Genomic DNA, 23,351 nt, shown 5'->3' on the forward strand with positions numbered 1-23,351 from the left:
CGTCCGGACCGCCGCCCAGGTCTCGTCGGCCCGGGCGAGATCGTCCCGCACCGAGCGCTCCAGTCCGCTCAGCTGCGCCTCGGCGCGGGCCAGGAGCGCCGTCAGGGACTCGATCGCCGAGAGCAGGGCGTCGGAGTCGGCGCTCGGATCCGCGGCGACCCGGTCGGCGGCCTCGCGCAGGGGCCGGACCTGCCGCTCCGAGGTGAGGCCGGCGAGGACAGAGACGTCGGCACGGACGCGCTGCAGCCGCTCCGGCAGGGGCGGGGGAGCGGAGGTCACCCCGTGATCGTACGGCCCCCGTGTTACGGAGCGTGTCGCCCCGGCTCGACCGCGATCCGCACCCCGCGCAGGATGGAGCGCATGACCCGCTCGCTCGCCATCGTGGAGGTCGCCCGGACCCGCCCCGGCCGCGACGACTACCACGCCTACGTGCAGATCCTCAACGGCCGGCTGCTGACGCTCGCCCGCGAGCTGGGGTGGGAGGCGCAGCGCTACGCGGCCGAGGACCTGGGCGCCGCCCGCCTCCTCGCCGAGACCGACGGCGCCGACGCGATCGTGCTGGCCGGCGGCGAGGACATCGCGCCCGAGCGCTACGGAGCGGACCGGGGCTACCCGGGCGAGGGCCCGCACGCGGAACGGGCCGACGAGGCGCAGATCGCCCTCGTGCACCGCGCTCTCGTCCGGCGCACGCCGCTCCTGGGCATCTGCCGCGGCCTCCAGATCGTCAACGTCGCCCTCGGCGGCACGCTCGTCCCCGATCTCGGGCCGGGTGCCGCGCACGTCAACGCGGCCGCTCCCGCCCACGAGCGGATGCACGGCCACGCGGTCGAGATCGCGCCCGCCTCGACGCTCGCGGGACTCTTCGGCGCCGAGGTCCTGGCGGTCCAGAGCGCGCACCACCAGGCCGTCGACGTGCTCGCCCCGGGCCTCTCGGTAGTGGCGCGCGCCGAGGACGGCGTCGTGGAGGCGATCGAGCACCTCAGCGCGCCGATCGTCGGCGTGCAGTGGCACCCGGAGGACCCGAAGGCGCCGGCCGGTCAGCTCGCGGCGCTCCTCGAGGGCCTCGCCGCGGCTCGAGCCGTCCCGCAGGCGCTCGCCGCCTGACGGCCGCGATGCCGGGGCGGGGCCCGGTTCAGCCCGCCAGCCGGGCCATCCACGCCTCGATCTCGTCGGCCGAGCGCGGGATGCCGACCGAGAGGTTCTCGGCGCCGTCCTCGGTGACCAGCACGTCGTCCTCGATGCGCACGCCGATGCCGCGCAGCTCCTCCGGCACGGTCAAATCGTCCGGCTGGAAGTAGAGGCCGGGCTCGATGGTGAAGACCATGCCGGCCTCGACGACTCCGTCGAGGTACATCTCGCGGCGGGCCTTCGCGCAGTCGTGCACGTCGAGACCCAGGTGGTGGCTCGTGCCGTGCACCATGTAGCGGCGGTGCTGCTGGTTGTCGGCCTCGAGCGCCTCCTCCGCGCTGACCGGCAGCAGGCCCCACTCGGCGGTCCGGCGGGCGATCACGGCCATCGCCGCCGCGTGCACGTCCCGGAAGCGGATGCCCGGGCGGACGATCGCGAAGGCCGCGTCCGCCGCCTCCCGCACCGTCTCGTGCACCCGGCGCTGCGCGTCGGTGTAGACGCCGTCGACCGGGAAGGTGCGGGTGATGTCGGCGGTGTAGTAGCTCTCCTGCTCCACTCCGGCGTCCAGCAGCACGAGCTCGCCGGGGCGCACCGGTCCGTCGTTGCGGGTCCAGTGCAGGATGCACGCGTGCGGTCCGGCCGCCGCGATCGTGTCGTAGCCCACCGCGTTGCCGTCGGCGCGAGCGCGTCCGTTGAAGACGCCCTCGATCAGGCGCTCGCCGCGCTCGTGGGCGATGATGCGCGGCAGGTCCGAGAGCACGTCCTCGAAGCCGCGGCCCGTGGCGTCGACCGCGGCGCGCAGCTCGGCGATCTCGTAGGAGTCCTTGACGAGCCGCAGCTCGCTGAGGTCCCGCTCGAGGGCGGCGTCCGAGTCGGCGGAGGTGCGCCCGGCCAGGCGCTCCGCCACCAGCGGGTCGGCCTCGCGGAGGACGGCCACGGCCACGTCGTCGGCGGAGTCCAGCACGGCGTCCAGCTCGTCGATGCCGCGGGCCTCGAGGCCGAGGTCGGCCGACACCTGGGCGAGCGAGGGACGGGGGCCGATCCAGAACTCGCCGATCTCGGGGTTCGCGTAGAACTCGTCGGAGTCGCGTCCGGCGCGCTCGCGGAAGTAGAGCACGGCCGAGTGGCCCGACTCGCCCGGCTCGAGCACCAGCACGGCGCCGGGCTCGGAGTCGGCGCCCCAGCCGGTCAGCCAGGTGAAGGCGGAGTGCGCGCGGAACGGGTAGTCGGTGTCGTTGGCGCGCTGCTTGAGCCGCCCGGCGGGGACGACGACGCGCTCGCCGAGGTGCAGCGCCGAGAGCCGGTCGCGTCGGGAGGCCGCGAAGGAGGCCTGCTCGCGGGGCTCCGGCAGCGGCTCCTCGCGATCGGCCCAGCCCGCTGCGATGAAGTCGCGGAAGCGGTCCGAGGCGGGGGTCGTCGAGCGGTTCGCGGTCGCGCGGGGGGTGGGCGCGGCGGCGGGGTCGGGCGTCGGGGTGGTCTGCTCGTCCGTGTTCGTCATGACCCCATTCTCCTCCTCGGCGGGCGGAGGAGGGGTCAGGAGGAGTCCTTGACCATGCCCCGCACGGACAGCTGCACGAGCACGGGGCGGTGGTCGCTCCCGGCGTCGTCGCGGTCGTCGACGACGACGTAGCCCGAGACCTCGCGGCGTCCCGAGAAGAGCACGTGGTCGATCGGGGCGCCGAGCGCGGCGGGGACGGAGGCGGGCCAGGTGCCGGTGCCGCCGCCGCCCGCGAGTGCGCCCGCGTCGCTGCAGCCCCCGAGGTCGGCCGTGCCCGGGAGCCCGGACCAGTGGTCGAGGGTGGAGTTGAGGTCGCCGACGACGACCACGTCCTCCTCGGTGCTGCAGAGCGCGGCGAGGCGCGAGAGGTCGCTGCGCCAGTCGGCCATCAGGGCGGGGATCGGCGGTGCGGCGTGCACGGCGGCGATCACCGGGCGCTCGGGGGTGTCCGGCCGGACGACGAGCGAGGGCAGGGTGCCGGTCGGCGTGCTGCCGGGATCCACCGCATAGGCGCCCAGCGACGGGGCGAGCAGGAGCGCCGTGCCGGCGATCCCTCCTCCGCCCGCGGCGTAGTGCAGGGTCATCGGGCGGCCGGCGGCGGCGAGTGCGGCGGCGATCTCCTGAGCCGGTGCCTCCGAGACCTCGACGAGGGCCAGGGCGTCGACGGCGCTCTCGTCCGCGAGCGCGACGACGTCCGCGACGGCGACCGAGTCGAGCGTGTTCCAGGTGAGGATGCGCAGATCGGCGAGGCGGTGCGCGCGAGGGGCGCTGTCCTCGTAGCCCCGCACGCCCTGCAGCCCCGCGAGGACCACGGCGAAGACGACTCCGAGGGCCGCCAGCGCGAGGGCGAGGCGGCGCACGGGCGGCACGAGGACCGCCACGACGACGACCACCAGGGCCACGACGACGGCGCCGAGGGCCGTGCCGAGGCGGAACGACACGAGCTGCGCGAACGGGGCCTCGCGGGCGAGTCCGAAGAATCCGGGAGCGGTCGCCACGAGCAGGACGATCGCCACTGCAGCGGCCACCGCGAACTTCACCAGTCTCGTCCCCATCCCGGCTCAGGGTAGGGCATCCTCCCGGCACGAGGCGCAGAACGCGCGTCTACGATGGGCGGCATGCATGTCGCGGGAGGCGGGTTCGACCTCCACACCCACTCCCTCGTGTCCGACGGCACCGAGCCGCCCGAGGTGCTCGTGCGCGCGGCCGCCGACGCGGGTCTCGCGGGCGTCGCCCTGACCGATCACGACTCGACCGGCGGATGGGCGGCCGCTCGCGCCGCCGCCGACGCGGCGGGCATCGAGCTGCTCCCCGGGATGGAGCTCTCGTCGCGGGTCGGCTGGGCGAGCGTGCACGTGCTCGCGTACCTCGTCGATCCTGAGGATCCGGGTCTCGTCGCGGAGACCGCGCGGATCCGCTCCGAGCGGATGCACCGCGCCGAGGCGATCGTCACCGCGATCGCCGTCGACTACGACCTCACCTGGGACGACGTCCTGGCCCAGACGTCCCCGGGCTCCACGATCGGACGCCCGCACATCGCCGACGCCCTCGTGGCCCGCGGCCTCGCGACCGATCGCTCGGCCGCCTTCGCGGGGATCCTCGACTGGCGGGGCGGGTACTACCGGCCGCACTACGCCCCCGACCCGGTCGACGCGGTCCGCCTGGTGCGCGCCGCGGGAGGCGTCCCCGTGATCGCGCACCCGGCCACCAGCACCCGCGGCATCGTGGTGGAGTCGATGCTCCCGGACCTCGTCGACGCGGGGCTGTTCGGCCTCGAGGTCGAGCACCGCGAGAACACCGCGGAGGGCAAGCGGAGGCTGCGCGAGCTCGCGGAGCGGTACGGCCTGGTCATGACCGGGTCGAGCGACTACCACGGCACGGGCAAGCCCAACCGGATCGGCGAGAACACGACGCCGCGTGCGACGGTGGACGCGATCCGCGCCTCCGCTCGCACCTGAGCGGACCCGCCCCGCCCGGAACGACGAACCCCCTCGCGCGATCGCTCGCGGAGGGGGTCGAAGGGGTCAGCGGGTCAGACCTGGGCGTCGGGGCGGGGGCCGCGGCGGCGCTGGCGGGTGCGACGGCGCGGCTCGCTGTTGCCGTCGTGGTGCTCCTTGCTCTCGCTCGAGGGGGCCTGGCCCGCATCGGACGCGGCGGCCTCGGGCTGCTCGCCCGCACCGCGGGTGCGGCGACGGGGCTCGCGGCCCTCGCGCGGCTCGCGCTGACGCGTGCTGCGCTCGGGCTGGGCGTCGGCCTTCGCCTCCGCGGGGATCGGGGTCGGCTTCAGCCGGCCCTTCGTGCCCGCGGGGATGTCGAGGTCGGTGTAGAGGTGCGGTGACGACGAGTAGGTCTCGACCGGGTCGGGCTGGCCGAACTCGAGCGCCCGGTTGATGAGGGCCCACTTGTGCAGGTCCTCCCAGTCGACGAACGTGACCGCGATGCCGGTCTTGCCCGCGCGGCCGGTGCGGCCGACGCGGTGCAGGTAGGTCTGGTCGTCGTCCGGGATGGTGTGGTTGATGACGTGGGTGACGTCGTTCACGTCGATGCCGCGGGCGGCGACGTCGGTGGCGATCAGGATGTCCTTCTTGCCGGCCTTGAACGCGGCCATCGCCCGCTCGCGCTGCTCCTGGTTCAGGTCGCCGTGGACGGCGGCGGCGTTGAAGCCCCGGTCGTTCAGCTCCTCGACGATGCGGGCGGCCGCGCGCTTGGTGCGGGTGAAGATCACGGTCTTGCCGCGGCCCTCCGACTGCAGGATGCGGGCGATGACCTCGTCCTTGTCGAGCGAGTGGGCGCGGTAGACGATGTGCTTGATGTTCGCCTGCGTGATGCCCTCGTCGGGATCGGTCGCGCGGATGTGGATCGGCTTGTTCATGAAGCGGCGCGCGAGGGCGACGATCGCGCCGGGCATCGTCGCCGAGAAGAGCATGGTGTGGCGCGTCTGCGGCGTCTGCGCGAACAGCTTCTCGATGTCCGAGAGGAAGCCCAGGTCGAGCATCTTGTCGGCCTCGTCGAGCACCATGACCTGGACGTTCGCGAGCGACAGCAGGCGCTGACCGGCGAGGTCGAGGAGGCGCCCCGGGGTGCCGACGACGATCTGCGCGCCGGCCTTCAGCTGCTCGATCTGGCCCTCGTACGCCTTGCCGCCGTAGATCGACACGATCTTGGTCGGGCGGTTCGAGGCCGCGAGCTCGATGTCCTCGGTCACCTGGACGGCGAGCTCGCGCGTCGGGACCACGATGAGCGCCTTGACGCCCGGCTCCGGGTCGGTGCCCAGCGCCTGGATGAGGGGGAGGCCGAAGCCGAAGGTCTTGCCGGTGCCGGTCTTGGCCTGGCCGATGATGTCCTGCTTCTGCAGGGCCAGGGGGATCGTCTGCTCCTGGATGGGGAACGGCTCGAGGATGCCCTTGGCGGCGAGTGCGGCGACGATGTCGTCGTCGATGTTGAGATCGGAGAAAGTCACGGGAGTGAAGCGCCTGTCGTGTCGAACGGTCTACGCCCCTGTACGACTCCGGGCGCAGGGTCACCGATCCAGCGCCGGTGACATCCCGGCGAGTCTACCGGCACCCGCCTCCCGCGGCCCCGAGGGCGTCGGCGGGGCGCCGCGCCCGCGCTCTAAGCTGGGCCCATGGCAGCCTGGTTCCGACGCCGACGTCCCTCCGGCGACACCCCGCGCCTGACCCCGAGGGGCGAGTCCGCCAAGCGCGACCGCGTCGACCTGGCCGACCTGACCCCCGAGGTGCTGCCGTACCTCGGGCAGGTGGCCTACCTCCAGCTCGCGATCTTCGAGGCCCTCGCCCGCGCGGTGGCGGGCACCGACGACCTCGCCGACAAGGAGGCGATCTCGGCCGCGGCCGGCACCGCTCTGTCGAAGCACCACGCGGTCGTCGCCGAGCTGCGCCGTCGCGACGTCGAGCCGTGGGAGGCCATGGCGCCGTTCCGCCCCGCGATCGACACCTTCGAGCACCTGACGCGGGGCGCCGACCTGCACGAGACGCTGCTCTCGGCGTACATCACCGCGGGGCTGCTCGACGACTTCTTCATCCGCCTCACCGGAGGACTGCCGAGCGACGTCGGACCGCGCATCGCGCAGACCCTCGGCGCCGACACCGGGATCGACGGGCTCATCACGATCCTCCGCCGCGAGATCGCCGCCGACGACCGTCTCGGCTCGCGGTTGGCCGTCTGGGGTCGTCGGCTCGTCGGCGACACCCTCCTGGTCGCGCGCTCGGCGCTGATGGGGTCGGGCAACCACGACTCGGACGAGTCGCGGATCGAGCCCGTGTTCACCGAGCTGATCGCCTCGCACACCCGGCGGATGGACGCCCTCGGCCTGACCGCGTAGGCACCGTCGAACGCGGGAGCGCCGTCGCGAAGGGGCGGGGTCCGGCTCGACAGGCCGTTCGCGTCACTCCGCCCAGAAGCCCGGCACGTCGGCGAGGGTCGCGATCGTGCGCTGCCGCCCCCACTCGACGTGGGCGTGCGCGACGGAGGAGGCGAGGCGGACGTCCCCCGCGGCGACCGCCTGCGCGAGCCGCACGTGCTCGTCGTGGCGCACCCCCGGCTCCGCCTGGATGTTCGCGATGTTGAGGCGGTTGCTCCGCTCGTCGAGCGGACCCATGGTCGAGATCAGGAGCCGGTTGCCGGCGATCGCCTCGATCGCACCGTGGATCCTGCCGCTCTCGGAGTGGAAGCGCGCGAGGTCGCCGTCGGCGAGGGCCGCTCCCGCGTCGGTCACCACCGCCACGAGGGCCGAGGCGTCCGCTCCTCTGGCGACCGCCTCGGCCGCCGTCCGCGCGGTGAGGGGCTCGAGTGCCGAGCGGATGTCGTAGAGCTCGTCGACGTCGCGCCGCGTCACGACGGTCACCACGGCACTGCTGCGCGGGCGCACCGCGACCAGGCCGGCCAGCTCGAGCCAGGGGAGCGCCTCGCGGATGGGCACGCGCGAGACCGCGAGCTCGGCGGCGAGATCGCGCTCCCGGATCGGCTCGCCCGCGGGCAGGCGCCCGTCGAGGATCCGGCGCCGCAGCTCCTCGTAAACGGACTGCGACATCGTCTTGACGGGGGTCTTCTCGGGCATCGCTGCTCCTCGGGTCTACCGGAGGGGGACGTGGACAGGGTAGCGGGCGAGCTGCGGGAGAGGGTCGGCAGCCGTAACAGCGATTTCACGCGGGCGAAACACGGCGGAGGGCGAGCGACCGTAGCGTGGCGGTCGTGCTTCGGTATACCAAGCACCTCATCTCTCGGAAGGACTCACGCATGAGCACCGTCACGGACCCGCCGCCCTCGACGACGACGACGGGAGACCGCATCGAAGCCGCCTACTCGCGCATCGGGATCACCGGCGCCCATGTCGGGATCGTGGCCATGATCCTCTTCGGGGTCTTCTTCGACGCGATCGAGCAGAACACGGTCGGAGTCGCGGGTCCGGTGCTCGCAGCGGACTGGGGCCTCGCCGGAGCAGAGCTCGGGCTGCTCAACACCGCCACGTTCACCGCCGTCGCCCTCGGACGCGTGCTGGCCGGAGTGGTCATGGACCGCGTCGGGCGCCGCACGCTGCTCGGCGCGAACCTCCTGGTCTTCGCCGTCGGGAGCCTGCTCTGCGCGCTCGCGCCGAGCTACGAGATCCTCGTCGCCGCCCGCTTCCTCGTGGGTCTGGGGCTCGGCGGCGAGATCGCGACCGCGGTGATCATGCTCGCCGAGTTCTTCTCGGCGAAGCACCGCGGCACCGCCGTCGGCCTCATCAACGTCGCCGCCGCCGGACTGGGCAACATGCTGGCGCCGCTGTTCGGCGTGATCGTCTTCTCGGTCTTCACCGGGGACGACCGCTGGCGCTGGCTCTTCGGGCTGCTCGTGGTGCCCGCGCTGGCCGTCGTCCTCTACCGCCGCGCCCTGCCCGAGACGCCCCGCTACCTCGCCGCCCGCGGCAGGACGGCCGAGGCCAACACGGTGATCAACCGGCTCGCGCAGGGCAGGCTGCACCGACCGCTCTCCGAGGAGGTCGACTACCTCGGGACCAGCGGTCCCGCCGCCGTGGCGGTCGGCGGGACTCCCCAGTGGACCGAGCTCTTCGGACGCCGGCACCGCCGCACCACGATCGCCCTCGGCGTCGCCGTCTGCATGTCCTACGCCGCTCAGATCTCGATGCTGACCCTGATCCCGCTGATCCTCACCTCCCGCGGCTTCGACATCACCAGCGCCCTCTGGTATACCCTCGTGATGCAGTCCGGCTCCCTCGTGGGAGCGCTCGTCGCGGCTCTCGCGGCCCGGCGCCTGCCCCGCAAGCTCACGCTCACCGTCGCCGCGATCCTGGGCGTCGGCGCGGGCCTCGGCTTCGGCTTCCTCGGCACGACCATCGCCCTGGTGCTGCTGTTCGGCTTCCTCTTCAACTTCTCGGTGATCGTGCTCAACACCACCATCTGGCTCTTCGCCCCGGAGCAGTACCCGACGCGGATCCGCGGGCTCGGCACCTCCGTGATCCTGGCGCTCGGCTCCCTCTCGGGTGGCCTCTTCCCGCTGCTCGCCGGCGCAGTGCTGGACGCGTCGGGCGTCGGCGGCATGTTCGCCCTGCTGGCCGGGCTCTTCGCGATCTGCGCGATCGCGGTGCAGTTCCCGCGCGAGACGGTCGGCCGTCCGATGGCGGAGGACTGAGGATGGGCCGCACCCTCGTCGTCCTGAACCCGAACACCTCGGCCGAGACCACGCGGCTGCTCGTGGGGATCGCCCGGGACGCCGCGCGCGGCGAGGACGTGCGCGTCGTGGGGGAGACGGCGGCGAGCGGGCCGTCGATCATCACCGATCCGGCAGGGCTGGCCGCATCGGTCGGCGAGGTCCTCGCCTCCGCCCGGCGCGCGGTGCTGCTGCACGACCCCGAGGTCCTCGTGGTCGCGGCGTTCGGCGATCCGGGGGCGGCGGAGGCGGCGGAGGCCACCGGACTGCCGGTGATCGGCATCGGTGCGGCCGCCGTGCGCGCGGCCGGCGCGAGAGGGAGGCGCTTCGCGATCGCGACGACGACGTCGCGGCTCGAGGGCGTGCTGCGGGCGCTGGTCGCGTCGGCGGGCGACCCCGAGGACTACGCGGGGTGCTTCCTCACCGCCTCGGACGCCGAGGAGCTGAGCGATCCGGTCCGGCTGCACGCCGAGCTGCGCGTGGCCGTGCTGCGGGCGGAGGCGGCCGGGGCCGAGGCGGTCATCATCGGCGGCGGGCCCCTGAGCGCGGCGGCCGAGCTGCTCGCGGCGGAGTTCGCGGGTCGGCTGCCGATCGTGGAGCCGATCCGGGCGGCGGTGGCCGAGGCGCTGCTCGTCGCCTCGCCACTGGCGCCGTCACCGGCCTGACACGGAGCTGGAACGGCGAACGGCGCGGGAGTCCAGGACTCCCGCGCCGTTCGTGATGGTGCGGTGCCGTGCGTGGCGCGCTCTAGTGCGCGGCGACCCGTCCCGCGAGCATCGCCTCGAGGGAGGCGTCGTCGCGGCGGGCGCGGGCCCGGCCGAGCGCCAGGTCGGCGACGACCACGGCGATCGCGGTCAGCGCCAGCGCGAGGACCCAGATCAGGCCGCCGTCCCAGGGGAGGCCCGCCCAGGTCAGCGCCACCCAGAGCACGGCGGCGACGACGCCGCCGAGGGCCGGGACGAGCACGGCTCCGTGCAGGTGCCGGTGCGGGAGCGAGTAACGCGCGGCCAGGCCGAGCAGCACTCCGCCGATCGTGACGAAGAGGAGCTCCACGACGTTCCCGGAGGGGCTAGGCGACGAAGCCGACGCGGCGCGACTCCTCGGAGCCGAGCTCGACGAAGGCGATGGTGTCGGTGGGGACGATGTAGATCTTGCCCTTCTCGTCGCGCAGGCGGAGGACCTTCGCACCGGCCTCGAGAGCGGTGGTGACCGTCTTCTCGACCTCGGTCGCGGACATCGAGGACTCGAAGTTGAGCTCTCGCGGGGTGTTGACGATTCCGATACGGATTTCCACCAGCAGTTGCCTTTCGGGAGGAGGGACGTGGCTGTCACGATACGGCACCGTGCGAGAGCGCCGGCGCGGGTTTCGCGCTGAGCGGATCGGGGCGCCGAGTCCCGTGAGCGCGGCCGTCGGGGAGTGTCGGCGGTGGTGGCTAGCGTGGTGGGGTGCCCGTCGCCGCCTCGTCCTCCGCCGCCCCGTCCTCCGTTCAGGAGCGGGAGTCCGGCGGCGCGCGCGTGCGGCTCGACGCCTCGCAGCGGGCGGTCCTCTCGCTGCCGGACGGGCGGAGCGCGGCCGTGCTCGGAGCCCCGGGGTCCGGCAAGACCACGACGCTCGTCGAGCTCGTCGCCGAGCGGATCCTCGAGCGGCGGTACGCGCCCGAGTCGGTCGCGGTGCTGGCGGCCAGCCGCACCGCGGCCACGGCTCTGCGCGACGTCCTGGCGCTCCGGATCGACGTGCCGACGCGGGGGCCGCTGGCGCGCACGGCGACCTCGCTGGCGTTCGAGGCGGTCACCGCGTCCGCGAAGGAGCTCGGCGTCGAGCGGCCGACCCTGCTCACCGGCGGCGAGCAGGACGTCCTGCTCTCGGAGCTGATCGCGGGCCACCTCGAGGAGGGCACGGGTCCGCGCTGGCCGGACGAGTTCAGCCCGGAGGTCCTCCGGCTCCGCACCTTCCGCACCGAGCTGCGCGAGTTCGGCATGCGGGCGACCGAGCACGGCCTCGACACCGCCGCCGTGCGCGCGCTCGCCGTCGACGCCGAGCGGGGCGAGTGGGCGGCGGCCGCCGAGGTGCTCGAGGAGTTCCGGGAGGTCGTCGACTGGATGGCCCCCGACGCGGGCACCAAGCTCGACGCCGCCGAGTTCGCCGCCTTCGCCGCCGAGACGATCCGCGCGGGAGGCGGGGGCGAGCGGATCACCGCGCTCCGGCTCGTGATCGTCGACGACCTGCAGGAGGCGAGCGAGTCCACCGTCGTGCTGCTGCGCGCCCTGGCCGCGCGCGGGGTGACGATCATCGCCTTCGGCGACCCGGACGTGGCGACCAGCGCCTACCGCGGCGCCTCCTCCGACACGCTCGGCCGCTTCTCGTCGAGCATCGGAGTCGAGGGCGCCGAGACGCTCGTCCTCGAGCGGGTCCACCGTCACGGCGCCGAGCTGCGGGCGCTCGTGACGCGCACCGTGCAGAGGATCGGCACGGCCGCCGCCGGTCGGCAGCGGACCGCCGTCGCCGAGGAGGAGGCGGCGGGCGCCCAGGAGCCGATCCTCGTCCTCCAGGCGCCGACCCCAGCACGCGAGGCGGCGACCCTCGCGCGGCTCCTGCGCGAGCGCCGGCTGCGCGACGGTGTCCCGTGGCACCGGATGGCCGTCGTCGTGCGCTCCGGCGCGGCGGTGCAGCCGCTCGTGAAGGCGCTCGCCGTGGCCGAGGTCCCCACGCGGTCCGTCCTCGCGGGCCGGGCCCTGCGCGACGACCACGCCGCGCGCGCGCTGCTCGTGCTCGTCGGCGTCGCGATCGGCGAGCGGCCACTCGATGCGGCCCTCGCGTCCGAGCTCCTGCTCGGGCCCTTCGGCGGCGTCGACCGGCTCGGACTCCGCCGCCTCCGACTCGCCCTGCGCGCCGAGGAGCTCGCGGGCGACGGCATCCGCCCCAGCGACGCGCTCCTGGTCGAGGCGCTCTCGGCCCCCGGCCGCTTCGCCACCATCGACTCCGCGCCCGCCCGCCAGGCCGAGCGCCTCGCCGTCACCATCGACCGCGTGCGGCGCCTCCACGCCGAGCACGGCTCGATCGAGGAGCTCCTCTGGTCGGCGTGGGAGTCGAGCCGCGTCGCCTCGTCGTGGCGCGAGCTCGCTCTCGGCACCGGCCTCACCGCGGCCGAGGCGAACCGCAACCTCGACGGAGTCGTCGCCCTCTTCAGCGCCGCGCGGCGCTTCGTCGAGCGGGCCGCCGGATCCTCCGCCGTCGGGTTCGTCACCGAGATCCTCGAGGCGGAGGTCCCCGAGGACACCCTGGCGCCGCGCTCGGTCGACGACGCGGTGCTCATCGGCACGCCCTCCTCCGTCGTCGGACTCGAGTTCGACGTGGTCGTCATCGCCCGGCTGCAGGACGGCGTGTGGCCCAACCTCCGGCAGCGCGGCTCCCTGCTCGATCCCGACGGCCTCGTCCGCGCGGCCCGCGGAGAGGGCGGGCTGCCGCTGGACGGGCGCAAGGCCACCCTCGACGACGAACTGCGGATGTTCGCGCTGGCCGCCTCCCGCGCCCGACGGCAGCTCGTGCTCAGCGCGGTCGCCGGCGAGGACGAGACGCCGTCCCTCTTCTTCCGGCTCACGCCTCCCGATGCACCGCACCTCGACGCCGCCTCCGCGGTGCCGCTCACCCTGCGCGGTGCGGTCGCGGCGCTGCGTCGCACGGCGACCACTCCGGACTCACCCGACGCACCGGCGGCGATCCGCGGACTGCGCGCCCTGGCGCTCGCCGAGGTGCCCGGTGCCGATCCCTCCACCTGGTACGGCGTCCTGGAGCCCTCGACGAGCGAGCCCCTGTTCGAGCTGGACGACCCGGAGCGGCCGGTCTCGGTCTCGCCGAGCCGTCTGGAGGCGTTCGAGAGCTCGCCGCTCAACTGGTTCGTCGACGCCGTGTCGGGCTCGACCACGAGCACGGCCATGGGCGTCGGCACCCTGGTGCACTGGGTGCTCGAGAACGCCGCCGAGCCCGACACCGAGACGCTGTGGACGCAGCTCGAGTCGCGCTGGCCCGAGCTGGTGTTCGAATCGCCCTGGCTGGGCGAGCGGCAGAAGCGGCTGACCCGGCGCCTGGTCGAGGGGCTCGCCGAGTACCTCGTCGACTTCCGCGAGGCGGGAGGAGAGGTGCTCGGGCGCGAGCAGCAGTTCGAGATCGGAGTGCCCCCGGCGCGCGTGCGGGGCTCGATCGACCGCGTCGAGCGCGCGGCCGACGGCTCCGTGACGATCGTGGACCTCAAGACCGGCCGCAGCATCCCCCCGCAGGCCGCGGTCGCCGAGCACGCGCAGCTGGGCAGCTATCAGCTCGCCGTCGCGAGCGGCGCCATCGAGGCGGCGGGCTCGGCGGCGCGGGGCGGCGCCAAGCTGCTCTTCGTCTCCGGAGGAGTGCGCGGCAAGCGCTACCGCGAGGTGGTGCAGCCGCGCTTCGGCGAGGAGGAGCTCGAGCGCCTGCGCGAGCGGGTGCGCGCCGCCGCGACCGGGATGGCCGCTCCCGCGTTCTCGGGCCTGCTCGACGCCGTGCCGTTCTCGCCGGGCGACGCCCTCCGGTACCGCCTGCACGCCGTGCCGGAGGTCTCGGGCGACGGCACCCTGGCGCTCGACGAGGTCGAGCCGGAGGAGGAGCCGGACGGCGTCGCCGACGAGGGGGAGGCGAGCGCGTGATCGACGCCCTGACCATCGCCGAGAAGCTCGACCTGCGCCCGCCGACGGCCGAGCAGCGCGCCGTCATCGAGGCGCCGCTCTCGCCGGCGCTCGTCGTCGCGGGCGCCGGCAGCGGCAAGACCGAGACGATGGCGAACCGGGTGCTCTGGCTGCTGGCGAACGGCATGGCCGCTCCCTCCGAGGTGCTCGGCCTCACCTTCACCCGGAAGGCCGCCGCCGAGCTCGGCGAGCGCATCGGCCGCCGCATCGACCAGCTCGGCGCGGCCGGGCTGCTCCCGCTCGCCGACGGGCGGACGGAGCCCGATCCGTTCGACGCGCCGACCGTCTCCACCTACAACGCCTTCGCGAACACGATCTTCCGCGACAACGCGGCGCTGATCGGCCGGGAGGGCGACGCGACAGTGCTGTCCGAGGCGTCGGCGTGGCATTTGGCGCGCGGAGTGGTCGCCGACACCGCCGATCCGCGGATCCTCGAGGTCGAGGCGAGCATCGACCGCCTCACCGACCTCGTCGTGTCCCTCGCGCACGACCTCGCCGACAACCTGGCCGACCCGGCGGAGGTCGCCGCCTTCGCCGAGGACTTCGTGCGCATCCGCGGACTTCCCCGCGGCTCCAAGGGGAGCGGTGCCTACCGCGACGTCGAGAAGGCGGTCCAGGCCGTCGGCGCGCTGCCCGTGCTCACCGCGCTCGCCGAGCGGTTCCAGGAGGCGAAGGCCGAGCGCGGCTTCGTCGAGTTCTCGGACCAGGTCGCCCTCGCCCTGCGGATCACCGAGCGGGTGCCGAAGCTCATCGACGAGCACCGGGCGCGGTACCGGGTGGTGCTGCTCGACGAGTACCAGGACACCTCCGTGCTGCAGACGCGACTGCTCTCGCGCCTCTTCGCCGAGCAGGGCGTCATGGCGGTCGGCGATCCGCACCAGTCGATCTACGGCTGGCGCGGGGCGAGCGCCGAGGGGCTCGGCCGTTTCGGCGTCGACTTCGGCTCGGCGGCGCGCTTCTCGCTCTCGACGAGCTGGCGCAACGGGCACGGCGTCCTCGCGGCGGCGAACGCGGTGGTCGAGCCGCTCGCGGCCGGCAGCGCGGTCCCCGTCGACCGCCTCGCCGCCGGCCCCGCCGCCAGCGGGCACCCGGTCGAGCTGACCTTCCCCGAGACGATCGAGGAGGAGGCGGACGACATCGCGCGCTGGTTCGCGGGCCGCCTCGCCGAGAGCCCGGAGCCGCCGTCGGCCGCGGCGCTCTTCCGCGTCCGCGCGCACATGGACCGCTTCGCCGCCGCGCTCGCGAAGCACGGGGTGAGGTACCACATCCTCGGGATCGGCGGACTCCTCCGCCAGCCCGAGATCGCCGACCTGGTCGCGGCCCTCACCGTCGTGGAGGACCCGGCCGCGGGCAGCGAGCTCGTGCGCCTGCTCGCCGGAGCGCGCTGGCGGATCGGAGTGCGCGACCTGCGCGCCCTGCGCGACCTCGCCTCCTGGCTCGCCTCGCGCGATCACGCCCACCGCCTGCTGCCCGAGGAGGTGCGCGAGCGGATGCGCGCCTCGGTCACCGAGGGCGAGGGCGGCTCGATCATCGAGGCGCTCGACTTCATCGCGTCGCGTCGTCCGGGGGAGGACGGCCGGATCGACCACTCCGCGCTGTCGGCCTTCAGCGAGACGGGTCTCGCGCGCCTGCACGACGCCGGCACCCTGTTCGCGCGCCTCCGGGCCCGCGCGGGCCTGGACCTGCTCGACTTCACCACCCTCGTCGAGCAGGAGCTCGGACTCGACATCGAAGTGGAGGCGAACGAGTCGCGCAGCGACGGCCGCGCCAACCTCGAGGCCTTCCGCGACGCCGTCTCCGGATACCTCCAGACCGACGACCGGGGCGCGGGCACCGGCTCGTCCCTCCGCGGCTTCCTCCGCTGGCTCGTCCTCGCCGACAAGCGCGACGGCCTGGCGCCGCGCCCGGAGGATCCCGAGCCCGGCACTGTGCAGCTGCTCACGATCCACGGCTCGAAGGGACTGGAGTGGGACCTCGTCGCGGTGCCGCGCATGGTCGACGGCGAGCTCCCCGGCACTCCCGTCGAGGGGTTCCGCGGCTGGGTGCGCCTGGGCGCGATGCCGTACGCCTTCCGCGGCGACGCCGCCGAGCTGCCGGACCTCGACTGGCGCGGCTGCGAGACTCAGAAGGACGTGGTCGACGCGATCGGCGACTTCGGCGCCGTCCTGCGCGAGCGCAACGAGGCCGAGGAGCGCCGGCTCGCCTACGTCGCCGTCACCCGCGCCCGCCACCACCTGCTGCTGAGCGGGTCGTGGTGGGCGGGCCAGTCCAAGCCCCGCGGTCCGGGGGTCTTCCTCCGCGACCTCGCCGAGGCCGGCACGATCCCCGAGCTCCCCGTGGAGCCCGCGAACCCCGAGAACCCGCTCGACAGAGCCCCGCGGACCTTCCGCTGGCCGCACGATCCGCTGGGCTCGCGCGGCGAGCGGGTCCGCGCCGCCGCCGGGCGTGTCCGCCTGGCCGAGCCGGCCCTCCTCGGTGCTCGCGGCGAGGACGTCCGGCTGCTGCTCGCCGAGCGGGCCGTCCGCCTCGCCGGCGGCGAGCGCGTCGAACTGCCCGTCCGCATCCCCGCCTCGCGGTTCAAGGACGTGGTGAGCGCCCCGGAGGAGGTCGCCGCGCAGCTGCGCCGGCCGATGCCGGAGCGGCCGTACCGGCAGACCCGGCTCGGCACGACGTTCCACTCGTGGGTCGAGAACCGCTTCGGCATCCAGGGCGAGGCCGAGGCGGTCGACACCTTCCCCGACGAGTTCGACGATCTCGGCGAGAGCACCGAGGAGCGGGATCGGCTGGCGGCCCTCGTCGAGACCTTCGAGCGGTCGGAGTGGGCCGATCGGCGCCCCGAGGCCGTCGAGATCGAGATCCACCTGCAGCTCGCCGAGCACGTCGTGGTCTGCAAGATCGACGCGGTCTACCCGGACGGAGACGGCTTCCAGATCGTCGACTGGAAGACCGGGCGGGCGCCGGAGGACGCCGCCGACCTCGAGCTCAAGCAGTTCCAGCTCGCGCTCTACCGGCTCGCCTTCGCGAAGTGGAAGGGCGTGCCGCTGGAGCGCATCGACGCGGTGTTCTACTTCGTCGCCGACGACCTGGTGCTGCGGCCGGAGCGCTTCTACTCGGAGCGCGAGCTGTCGGAGTCGCTCTCCTCGGCCCTGGGGGCGAGGCCGCGTCCGTGAGAGCCCGTGCGGGCGCCGGGAGTGCGGTTGAGCAGCTCCTCGACCTCCGAGACTTCGAGCACCGGCCCCGTGTCGGTCGAGAGCGGAGCCGACAGGTCGCCCAGCACGCTGTCGACGAGGGTGTCGAGCATCGCGACCGCGTCGTCGACGATCGCCGAGTCGTCGGTCTCGGTGCCGTGCAGCAGCCACCGCGCGAGCTCGAGCTCGGCGTAGAGCTGCGCCCGCTGGCGGAGGGTCCGGTCGACCGCTCCCGCGCGCATCCGCGAGTAGGCCGCGAAGGCGGTCCCGGCTCCGGGGGCGCTGAGCAGCCAGTGCAGATCGCGGGCGGGATCGCCCACGCGCAGGGCGGCCCAGCCGAGCACCGCGGTCACGACGTCGCCGGAGCGCAGGAACGAGTCGGACGTCATCGAGCCGTTGACGACGGTCGGATCGAACCGCCAGAGCGCCTCGTCCGACGAGGCGGTCTCCCAGCGGGCGACGAGCGCGGCGGGCACGTGCCCCGTGTCGGCGGCGCGCTCGATCACGGCGACGGTCTCGTTCAGGCTGTCGCGGGCGGTGGCGACGGGCAGTCCCGCCTCCTGCACGAACGACGCGGGCAGCGAGTGGATCGCGCCGATCGCGCGGCCGACCGAGTCGGCGAGGCCGCTCGAGGGCGCGACGTCGTCGATGAGCACGCGGTCGCCGTCGAGGAACTCGTAGACCACGGCGCGCGTGCCGTCGTAGGGGGCCTGCCCGACGCTCGTGTGCAGGTCGAACGGCAGCCGGCTGCGGATCCCCGCGGTCAGCGCCCGCAGCGCCACGAGATCGCCGAGCTGCTCCTGCTCGGCCAGAGCGGAGGTCGGCACGCGCACGAGCAGACGCGCGCCGTCGCGGCTGGTGACGAGCGCCGAGTCGAAGTCGCCGTGGGTCGAGTGGGTGAACGCTCGCGCGGTCCGGACGTCGAGGCCCTCGACGGCCGAAGTGGCCAGCGCGGCTAGAGTGAGATGGGATCTGGCCATGGGTTCTAGGTTAGGTCGCTCCGCGCCCGACCGGCCCGACCGCCACGCGCTCTCCCGCCGATGCCGTGCTCGGGATCCGGGTCCGGCTCCGCCGGACGCCGACCCGCTGCGGACCGACCCGCGGGCGTCTCCCGTCCCGCGGCACCGCCTCCTGGAAAGAGCCCCCCGAATGACCACGCCCTTCACCGATCGCCTCCCGCTCGCCCGCCAGGCCGTCGACCGCGACTACCTCTCCCGGGCCCGGCCCGATCTCTACGACGAGCTGCTCGCCGACCCGGCGACCCGCGTCCTGGCCCTGCGGAAGGACCGCGCCCTGGTCGACGGCGACCGCCTCGCCCTGCAGCGGGCCGACTCCGTCACCGCCGGCACGCTCCGCGTCTACCTCGGCCGGACCACGGTCGATGCCGAGGGCGAGCCCGCTGGCACTCCGGTCGTCGCCACCGTGCTGACGGAGGCGGCCGCCCTCGAGCTCGAGCCCGACGAGTCGCGCTGGAGCCAGCTGCGCCCGATCGCCGAGCGCCTCAGCCGCCGCGACGCGGGCCTCTTCACCGAGGCGCTCGCGATGGCGAACTGGCACGCCGTGCACGCCTACTCCCCGCGCAACGGCGACCCGACCGTCGTCGAGCAGGGCGGCTGGGTCCGCCGCTCGCCGACCGACGGCAGCCAGGTCTTCCCGCGGACCGACCCCGCGATCATCGTCTGCGTCCTCGACGCCGACGACCGCCTGCTCCTGGGTTCGAACGCCATGTGGGGGAGCGACCGCTTCTCGCTGCTCGCCGGCTTCGTCGAGCCGGGCGAGTCGCTCGAGGCGGCCGTCGTGCGCGAGATCTTCGAGGAGTCGGGCATGCGCGTCGTCGACCCCGCCTACCTCGGCTCGCAGCCGTGGCCGTTCCCGGCGTCGCTGATGGTCGGCTTCACCGCCCGCCTCGCGCCCGATCAGGAGCCCGCGGCGCTGCGGCCGGACGGCGAGGAGATCGTCGACCTGCGCTGGTTCACGCGCGACCAGCTGCGCGACTCGCTCGAGTCGGTGCTCCTGCCCGGCCGCTCCTCCATCGCCCGCGCCATGATCGAGGACTGGTACGGGGGCGAACTCGAGAACGGGCCCATCGCGTGAGCCTGCTCGACGGGCTCGACGAGGGCCAGCGGGAGGCGGCGGAGGCGCTGCTCGGGCCGGTCTGCGTGCTCGCGGGAGCGGGCACCGGCAAGACCCGCACCATCACGCACCGCATCGCGCACGGCGTGGCCACGGGCGTCTACACACCGGGCCGCGTGATGGCGCTGACCTTCACGAGCCGCTCCGCCGCGGAGCTGCGCTCGCGCCTGCGCGTCCTCGGCGCCGGAGGGGTGCAGGCCCGCACCTTCCACGCCGCCGCGCTCTCGCAGCTCGGCTACTTCTGGCCGCAGCTGGTCGGCGGCACCCTGCCGCAGCTGCTGGACGGAAAGGCCCGCCTGCTCGGCCACGCGGCCGAGCGGCTCCGTCTCAAGCTCGACACCGCGACGCTGCGCGACCTCTCGGCCGAGATCGAGTGGCGCAAGGTCTCGGCGCTGTCGCTCGAGCAGTACGCCGTCGCCGCGCGCACGCGGACCCTGCCCGGGCGTCTCACGCTCGATCAGACCGTCGCCCTGGTCGACGAGTACGAGGGGCTGAAGGACCAGCGCCGGCAGATCGACTTCGAGGACGTGCTCCTCGTCACCGCGGGCATGCTCGAGTCCGAGCCCGCGATGGCCATGCAGGTGCGCGAGCAGTACCGCTTCTTCGTCGTCGACGAGTACCAGGACGTGAACCCGCTGCAGCAGCGGCTGCTCGAGCTCTGGCTGGGCGACCGGAGCGACCTCTGCGTCGTGGGCGACGCGAGCCAGACCATCTACTCCTTCGCCGGCGCACGGGCGGACTACCTCCTCGACTTCCCCGCCCACTGGCCCGCCGCCACCGTGGTGCGCCTCGAGGAGAACTACCGGTCCGCGACCCCGATCGTGCAGACCGCCAACCGGCTTATGCGCGGGCGACCGGGCGCTCTCGTGCTGCACGCGGTCGAGAAGGGCGAGGCGCCGGAGCCGTCGATCGACGCGTACCCCGACGACATCGCGGAGGCGCGCGGAGTGGCCGCCCGCGTCGCCGCCGACATCGAGGCGGGAGTACGGCCCTCCGACATCGCCATCCTGTTCCGCACGAACTCGCAGTCGGCGGTGCTCGAGCACGCGCTCACCGAGCGCGGCGTCAGCGCGCACATGCGCGGTGGCAAGCGGTTCTTCGACCTGCCGGAGGTGAAGCAGGCGGTCATGCAGCTGCGCGCCGCCTCCGTCTCGATCGCGGGAGAGCCGCTCTTCAAGTCGGTCAGCGACGTGCTCCGCTCGCTCGGCTGGAGCGCCGAGCCGCCGTCGGCACCCGGTGCCGTCCGCGATCGGTGGGAGTCGCTCGACACCCTCGCCCGCCTCGTCGACGAGGCTCCCGCCGACTGGACGTTCCGGCAGTTCACCGACGACCTCCTCGCCCGTCAGCAGGTGCACCACGAGCCGGACCGCGCGGCGGTCACCCTCGCCACCATCCACTCGGCCAAGGGCCTGGAGTGGGAATCGGTCCACCTGATGGGCCTCTCGGAGGGACTGCTCCCCATCTCCTACGCGAGCGGACTCGAGGGCATCGACGAGGAGCGCCGCCTGCTCTACGTCGGCATCACCCGCGCACGACGGCGCCTGCGCCTGTCGTGGTCGCGCTCGACGGTCGGCCGGGTGACGCGGAGGGAGCCGTCGCGCTTCCTGGAAGAGCTCGGCACGCGCACTCGCGGTGCGGCTCCAGCCGCCGCTCGCTGAAGCCCCCCGAGGCGTCGGAGTAGATCCGCTCCCGGTCGCTCAGCGCCGTCCCGCCCGCGAGGACGCGTCGCAGCACGGCGTCGGCCGCCACGACGGCGATCGCCGCGCTCGCGAGCGCGGTCCTGGTCGGCGCACGGCGGCCGAGCACCTGGATGACGAGCCGCGGCCACTCGGGATCGAGGTCGATCCGATCGCGCTCGGCGCAGTGCAGGCACGGCCCCGCCCCCGGCTCGACCAGCGGTCCGACCCGCACCGCCTCGTCGCCGAAGACGACCGCCAGGTGCGGCACGTCGGCGGCCAGCCAGTGCGCGGCCCGGGCCGGGGCGACCGCGAAGTCCGCCAGCAGCACGGCGACGTCGGGCACCGCGTCCTCCGCGACCAGCTCGCAGCCCTCGCCGCGCAGCAGGCTCCGCAGGGCGTCCGCCGCGGTGCCGTCGCCCTCGACGACCACGCGCGGCGCGGGGGGAGGGCCGGGCGAGACGTTGCGCGACAGCACCGGTCGCAGCGCCTCGAGCAGCTCGTCGATCCGCTCGTCGGACGCACCCGCCCGCCGCGCGATCAGCCGCGCGGTCCCGGCGCTGGTGCCCACCCGCAGCGCGTGCAGCAGCAGCTCCTCGGCGTAGCCGACGCCGTCGAGGACCACGTGGGGGCGGTCGAGCCCGACCTGCATCGAGGTCGCGGAGCGCCAGAGGAGCGGGAGCCGGGGATCGAGTCGGAGGACCATGCCGAGAGCATGGCCGAGTCGGCGGCGGGGCCGGAGGAGTTCTCCACAGGTCCCGCCGCAGGAGGGGTCAGACCGGGCGGTCGCCCGTCGGGCCGGCCGCGTCGTCCGGGCCCTCGCCCGCTCCGTCGGCGGGGGGAGCGTCGGGGGTGCCGCCGTTCAGCAGCTCCTCGAGCGCGCGGTCCATCTCGTCGGGCTCGGGGGTCTCGCCGCGGGCCTCGGCGCTCAGGCGCGCCACGAGGCGGCTCGGGTCGTCGAGGTCCTCGGAGCCGGGCAGCAGGTCGGGGTGCGACCACAGGCTGTCGCGCGCCTCCGGTCCCACGGCGTCGGTCACGGCCTGCCACATGGCGGCGGCGTCGCGGAGCCGGCGCGGGCGCAGCTCCAGTCCGACGAGCGTCGCGAACGCGGACTCGGCCGGGCCGCCCGAGGCGCGGCGGCGGCGGACGGTCTCGGCGATCGCCCCGGCACTGGGCAGGCGGGTGGTGGCGGCCGCGGTCACGACGTCGACCCAGCCCTCGATCAGGGCGAGGACCGTCTCGAGGCGGCCGTGCGCCGCGAGCTGCTCCTCGGTCTTGGGCGGGATCAGCGCGCCGGACGTCATCGCGTCGCGCAGCTCCTCGGGGTTCGACGGGTCGAAGTTCCCGGCGAGCTCCTCGAGGCGGGTGGTGTCGATGCTGATGCCGCGCGCGAAGTCGGTGATCTGCGAGATGAGGGCCAGCCGGAGCCACTTGCCGTGGCGGAAGAGGCGGGCGTGAGCGAGCTCGCGCACCGCGAGGTAGATCTGCACCTGGTCGATCGGGATGTCGAGCCCCTCGCCGAACGCGGCCACGTTCTGCGGCAGGATCGCGGCGTCGTTCTCCTCGAGCAGCGGGATGCCGATGTCGCCTCCTGAGACGACCTCGGCGGCGAGCTGCCCGACGACCTGGCCGAGCTGGAGGGCGAAGAGCGTCCCGCCGATGCCGCGCATCATGCCCTCGGCTCCGGCGATCATCTCGCGCATCTCCTCCGGCGCCTGCTCGCGCATCACGCGGGTCAGCGCGTCCGAGATGCTCAGGGCGACGGGCTCGGCGAGCTGCGTCCACACCGGCATCGTGAGCGAGATCCACTCGAGGCGGCTGATCGTGCGCGGCGGGCGGGAGAGCTCCGAGACGTAGGCGACCTCGTCCAGCCAGAGGGCCGCGACGCCGAAGGCCCCGTCGAGGGGAGCGCGGACGGAGTCGGTGACCGGGGCCGACTCGGCGCGGGCGAGCTGCTTGGCCTGCTCGCTCGCGAGCGTCCAGTTGATGCCGTCGCCGTTCTGCTGCATCGCGCTCTGCAGCTGCGAGAGCAGGTTCTGCAGCGCGACCGGGTCGTTCGGGAGCCCGGCGGCGCCCGCGAGCTGCGACGGATCGATCGGCCCGTCGCCCGAGAGGAACCGGCTCAGCATCTCGCGGAACTCGTCCTCCGACCCCTCGCCGGGTCGGTCAGCACTGTCGCCTGCGGCCATTCGGATCAGCCCTCCGTCGTTCGGGTGAACGCCCGTGACGGGCGCGGGATCGTGACTCGACTCCCAGTCGTGCAAGCTACGTTAGCCCGAGTGCCCGGGCGATCGGCCTGAAGACGACCGCAACCGCAGGGCCCGCTTCCGCCCGCCGCGAACACTCCGGCGG

The 23,351-nt window shown here is 74.2% G+C and carries 18 protein-coding genes; 9 read left to right on the top strand and 9 right to left on the bottom strand.

All coding sequences use genetic code 11. From position 1 onward, the window contains the following. A partial coding sequence (locus tag NB037_RS10530) for a hypothetical protein (protein ID WP_251945609.1) occupies positions 1 to 279 on the bottom strand: 279 nt, incomplete at its 3' end. A gap of 81 nt (positions 280 to 360) precedes the next feature. On the opposite strand from NB037_RS10530, the gene NB037_RS10535 reads away from it, so the two are divergent. After that, positions 361 to 1,104: a gamma-glutamyl-gamma-aminobutyrate hydrolase family protein gene (locus NB037_RS10535; protein ID WP_251945610.1), complete on the top strand. Its 744-nt coding sequence runs from the start codon at positions 361 to 363 to the stop codon at positions 1,102 to 1,104. A 28-nt stretch (positions 1,105 to 1,132) separates the two neighbouring features. Here NB037_RS10535 and NB037_RS10540 read toward each other — a convergent pair whose 3' ends face one another. Further along, entirely contained in the window at positions 1,133 to 2,626 is a 1,494-nt protein-coding gene (locus tag NB037_RS10540; RefSeq protein WP_251945611.1) for an aminopeptidase P family protein, read from the bottom strand. A 35-nt stretch (positions 2,627 to 2,661) separates the two neighbouring features. Then, positions 2,662 to 3,681 (bottom strand): endonuclease/exonuclease/phosphatase family protein, encoded by a 1,020-nt coding sequence (locus NB037_RS10545; RefSeq protein ID WP_251945612.1) that lies wholly within the window; start codon positions 3,679 to 3,681, stop codon positions 2,662 to 2,664. Between the two features lie 63 nt (positions 3,682 to 3,744). On the opposite strand from NB037_RS10545, the gene NB037_RS10550 reads away from it, so the two are divergent. Continuing rightward, a complete protein-coding gene (locus tag NB037_RS10550) occupies positions 3,745 to 4,584 on the top strand; it encodes a PHP domain-containing protein (RefSeq protein WP_251945613.1) in 840 nt (279 codons plus the stop codon). Between the two features lie 74 nt (positions 4,585 to 4,658). Here the strand turns inward: NB037_RS10550 and NB037_RS10555 are convergent, their stop codons facing one another. Then, complete coding sequence (locus NB037_RS10555; protein ID WP_251945614.1) at positions 4,659 to 6,086, bottom strand: DEAD/DEAH box helicase; 1,428 nt, start codon at positions 6,084 to 6,086, stop codon at positions 4,659 to 4,661. Positions 6,087 to 6,251: 165 nt separating this feature from the next. On the opposite strand from NB037_RS10555, the gene NB037_RS10560 reads away from it, so the two are divergent. Further along, positions 6,252 to 6,968: a ferritin-like fold-containing protein gene (locus NB037_RS10560; protein ID WP_207403982.1), complete on the top strand. Its 717-nt coding sequence runs from the start codon at positions 6,252 to 6,254 to the stop codon at positions 6,966 to 6,968. Positions 6,969 to 7,031: 63 nt separating this feature from the next. Here NB037_RS10560 and NB037_RS10565 read toward each other — a convergent pair whose 3' ends face one another. Then, positions 7,032 to 7,703 (bottom strand): GntR family transcriptional regulator, encoded by a 672-nt coding sequence (locus tag NB037_RS10565; RefSeq protein WP_251945615.1) that lies wholly within the window; start codon positions 7,701 to 7,703, stop codon positions 7,032 to 7,034. A 179-nt stretch (positions 7,704 to 7,882) separates the two neighbouring features. Between NB037_RS10565 and NB037_RS10570 the strand changes: the two genes are divergently transcribed. After that, a complete protein-coding gene (locus NB037_RS10570) occupies positions 7,883 to 9,274 on the top strand; it encodes an MFS transporter (RefSeq protein ID WP_251945616.1) in 1,392 nt (463 codons plus the stop codon). Between the two features lie 2 nt (positions 9,275 to 9,276). After that, positions 9,277 to 9,957 carry an aspartate/glutamate racemase family protein gene (locus NB037_RS10575; protein WP_251945617.1) on the top strand — a complete coding sequence of 227 codons (681 nt, stop codon included), beginning with the start codon at positions 9,277 to 9,279 and terminating at the stop codon, positions 9,955 to 9,957. 82 nt (positions 9,958 to 10,039) lie between these two features. Here the strand turns inward: NB037_RS10575 and NB037_RS10580 are convergent, their stop codons facing one another. Then, positions 10,040 to 10,345, bottom strand: coding sequence for a hypothetical protein (locus NB037_RS10580; protein ID WP_251945618.1), 306 nt, complete (start codon positions 10,343 to 10,345; stop codon positions 10,040 to 10,042). Between the two features lie 16 nt (positions 10,346 to 10,361). Then, complete coding sequence (locus tag NB037_RS10585) at positions 10,362 to 10,586, bottom strand: DUF3107 domain-containing protein (RefSeq protein ID WP_055793661.1); 225 nt, start codon at positions 10,584 to 10,586, stop codon at positions 10,362 to 10,364. A 152-nt stretch (positions 10,587 to 10,738) separates the two neighbouring features. Between NB037_RS10585 and NB037_RS19895 the strand changes: the two genes are divergently transcribed. Together NB037_RS19895 and NB037_RS10595 are read left to right on the top strand one after the other, a co-directional pair. Then, complete coding sequence (locus NB037_RS19895; RefSeq protein WP_251945619.1) at positions 10,739 to 13,963, top strand: ATP-dependent DNA helicase; 3,225 nt, start codon at positions 10,739 to 10,741, stop codon at positions 13,961 to 13,963. After that, entirely contained in the window at positions 13,960 to 17,172 is a 3,213-nt protein-coding gene (locus NB037_RS10595) for an ATP-dependent DNA helicase (RefSeq protein ID WP_251945620.1), read from the top strand. Before NB037_RS19895 ends, NB037_RS10595 begins: the two co-directional genes overlap by 4 nt. Here NB037_RS10595 and NB037_RS10600 read toward each other — a convergent pair. Next, positions 17,109 to 18,170, bottom strand: coding sequence for a phosphotransferase (locus tag NB037_RS10600; protein WP_251945621.1), 1,062 nt, complete (start codon positions 18,168 to 18,170; stop codon positions 17,109 to 17,111). The two genes, NB037_RS10595 and NB037_RS10600, sit on opposite strands and share 64 nt — an antisense overlap. Before the next feature lie 169 nt (positions 18,171 to 18,339). On the opposite strand from NB037_RS10600, the gene nudC reads away from it, so the two are divergent. Next, positions 18,340 to 19,284 carry an NAD(+) diphosphatase gene (nudC, locus tag NB037_RS10605; protein ID WP_251945622.1) on the top strand — a complete coding sequence of 315 codons (945 nt, stop codon included), beginning with the start codon at positions 18,340 to 18,342 and terminating at the stop codon, positions 19,282 to 19,284. Beyond that, a complete protein-coding gene (locus tag NB037_RS10610) occupies positions 19,281 to 20,981 on the top strand; it encodes an ATP-dependent helicase (RefSeq protein ID WP_251945623.1) in 1,701 nt (566 codons plus the stop codon). Before nudC ends, NB037_RS10610 begins: the two co-directional genes overlap by 4 nt. 791 nt (positions 20,982 to 21,772) lie before the next feature. Here the strand turns inward: NB037_RS10610 and NB037_RS10615 are convergent. After that, positions 21,773 to 23,188: a zinc-dependent metalloprotease gene (locus NB037_RS10615; RefSeq protein WP_251945624.1), complete on the bottom strand. Its 1,416-nt coding sequence runs from the start codon at positions 23,186 to 23,188 to the stop codon at positions 21,773 to 21,775. Positions 23,189 to 23,351: the final 163 nt, after the last annotated feature.

Source organism: Rathayibacter rubneri (assembly GCF_023743255.1).
Taxonomy (GTDB): Bacteria; Actinomycetota; Actinomycetes; order Actinomycetales; family Microbacteriaceae; genus Rathayibacter; species Rathayibacter rubneri.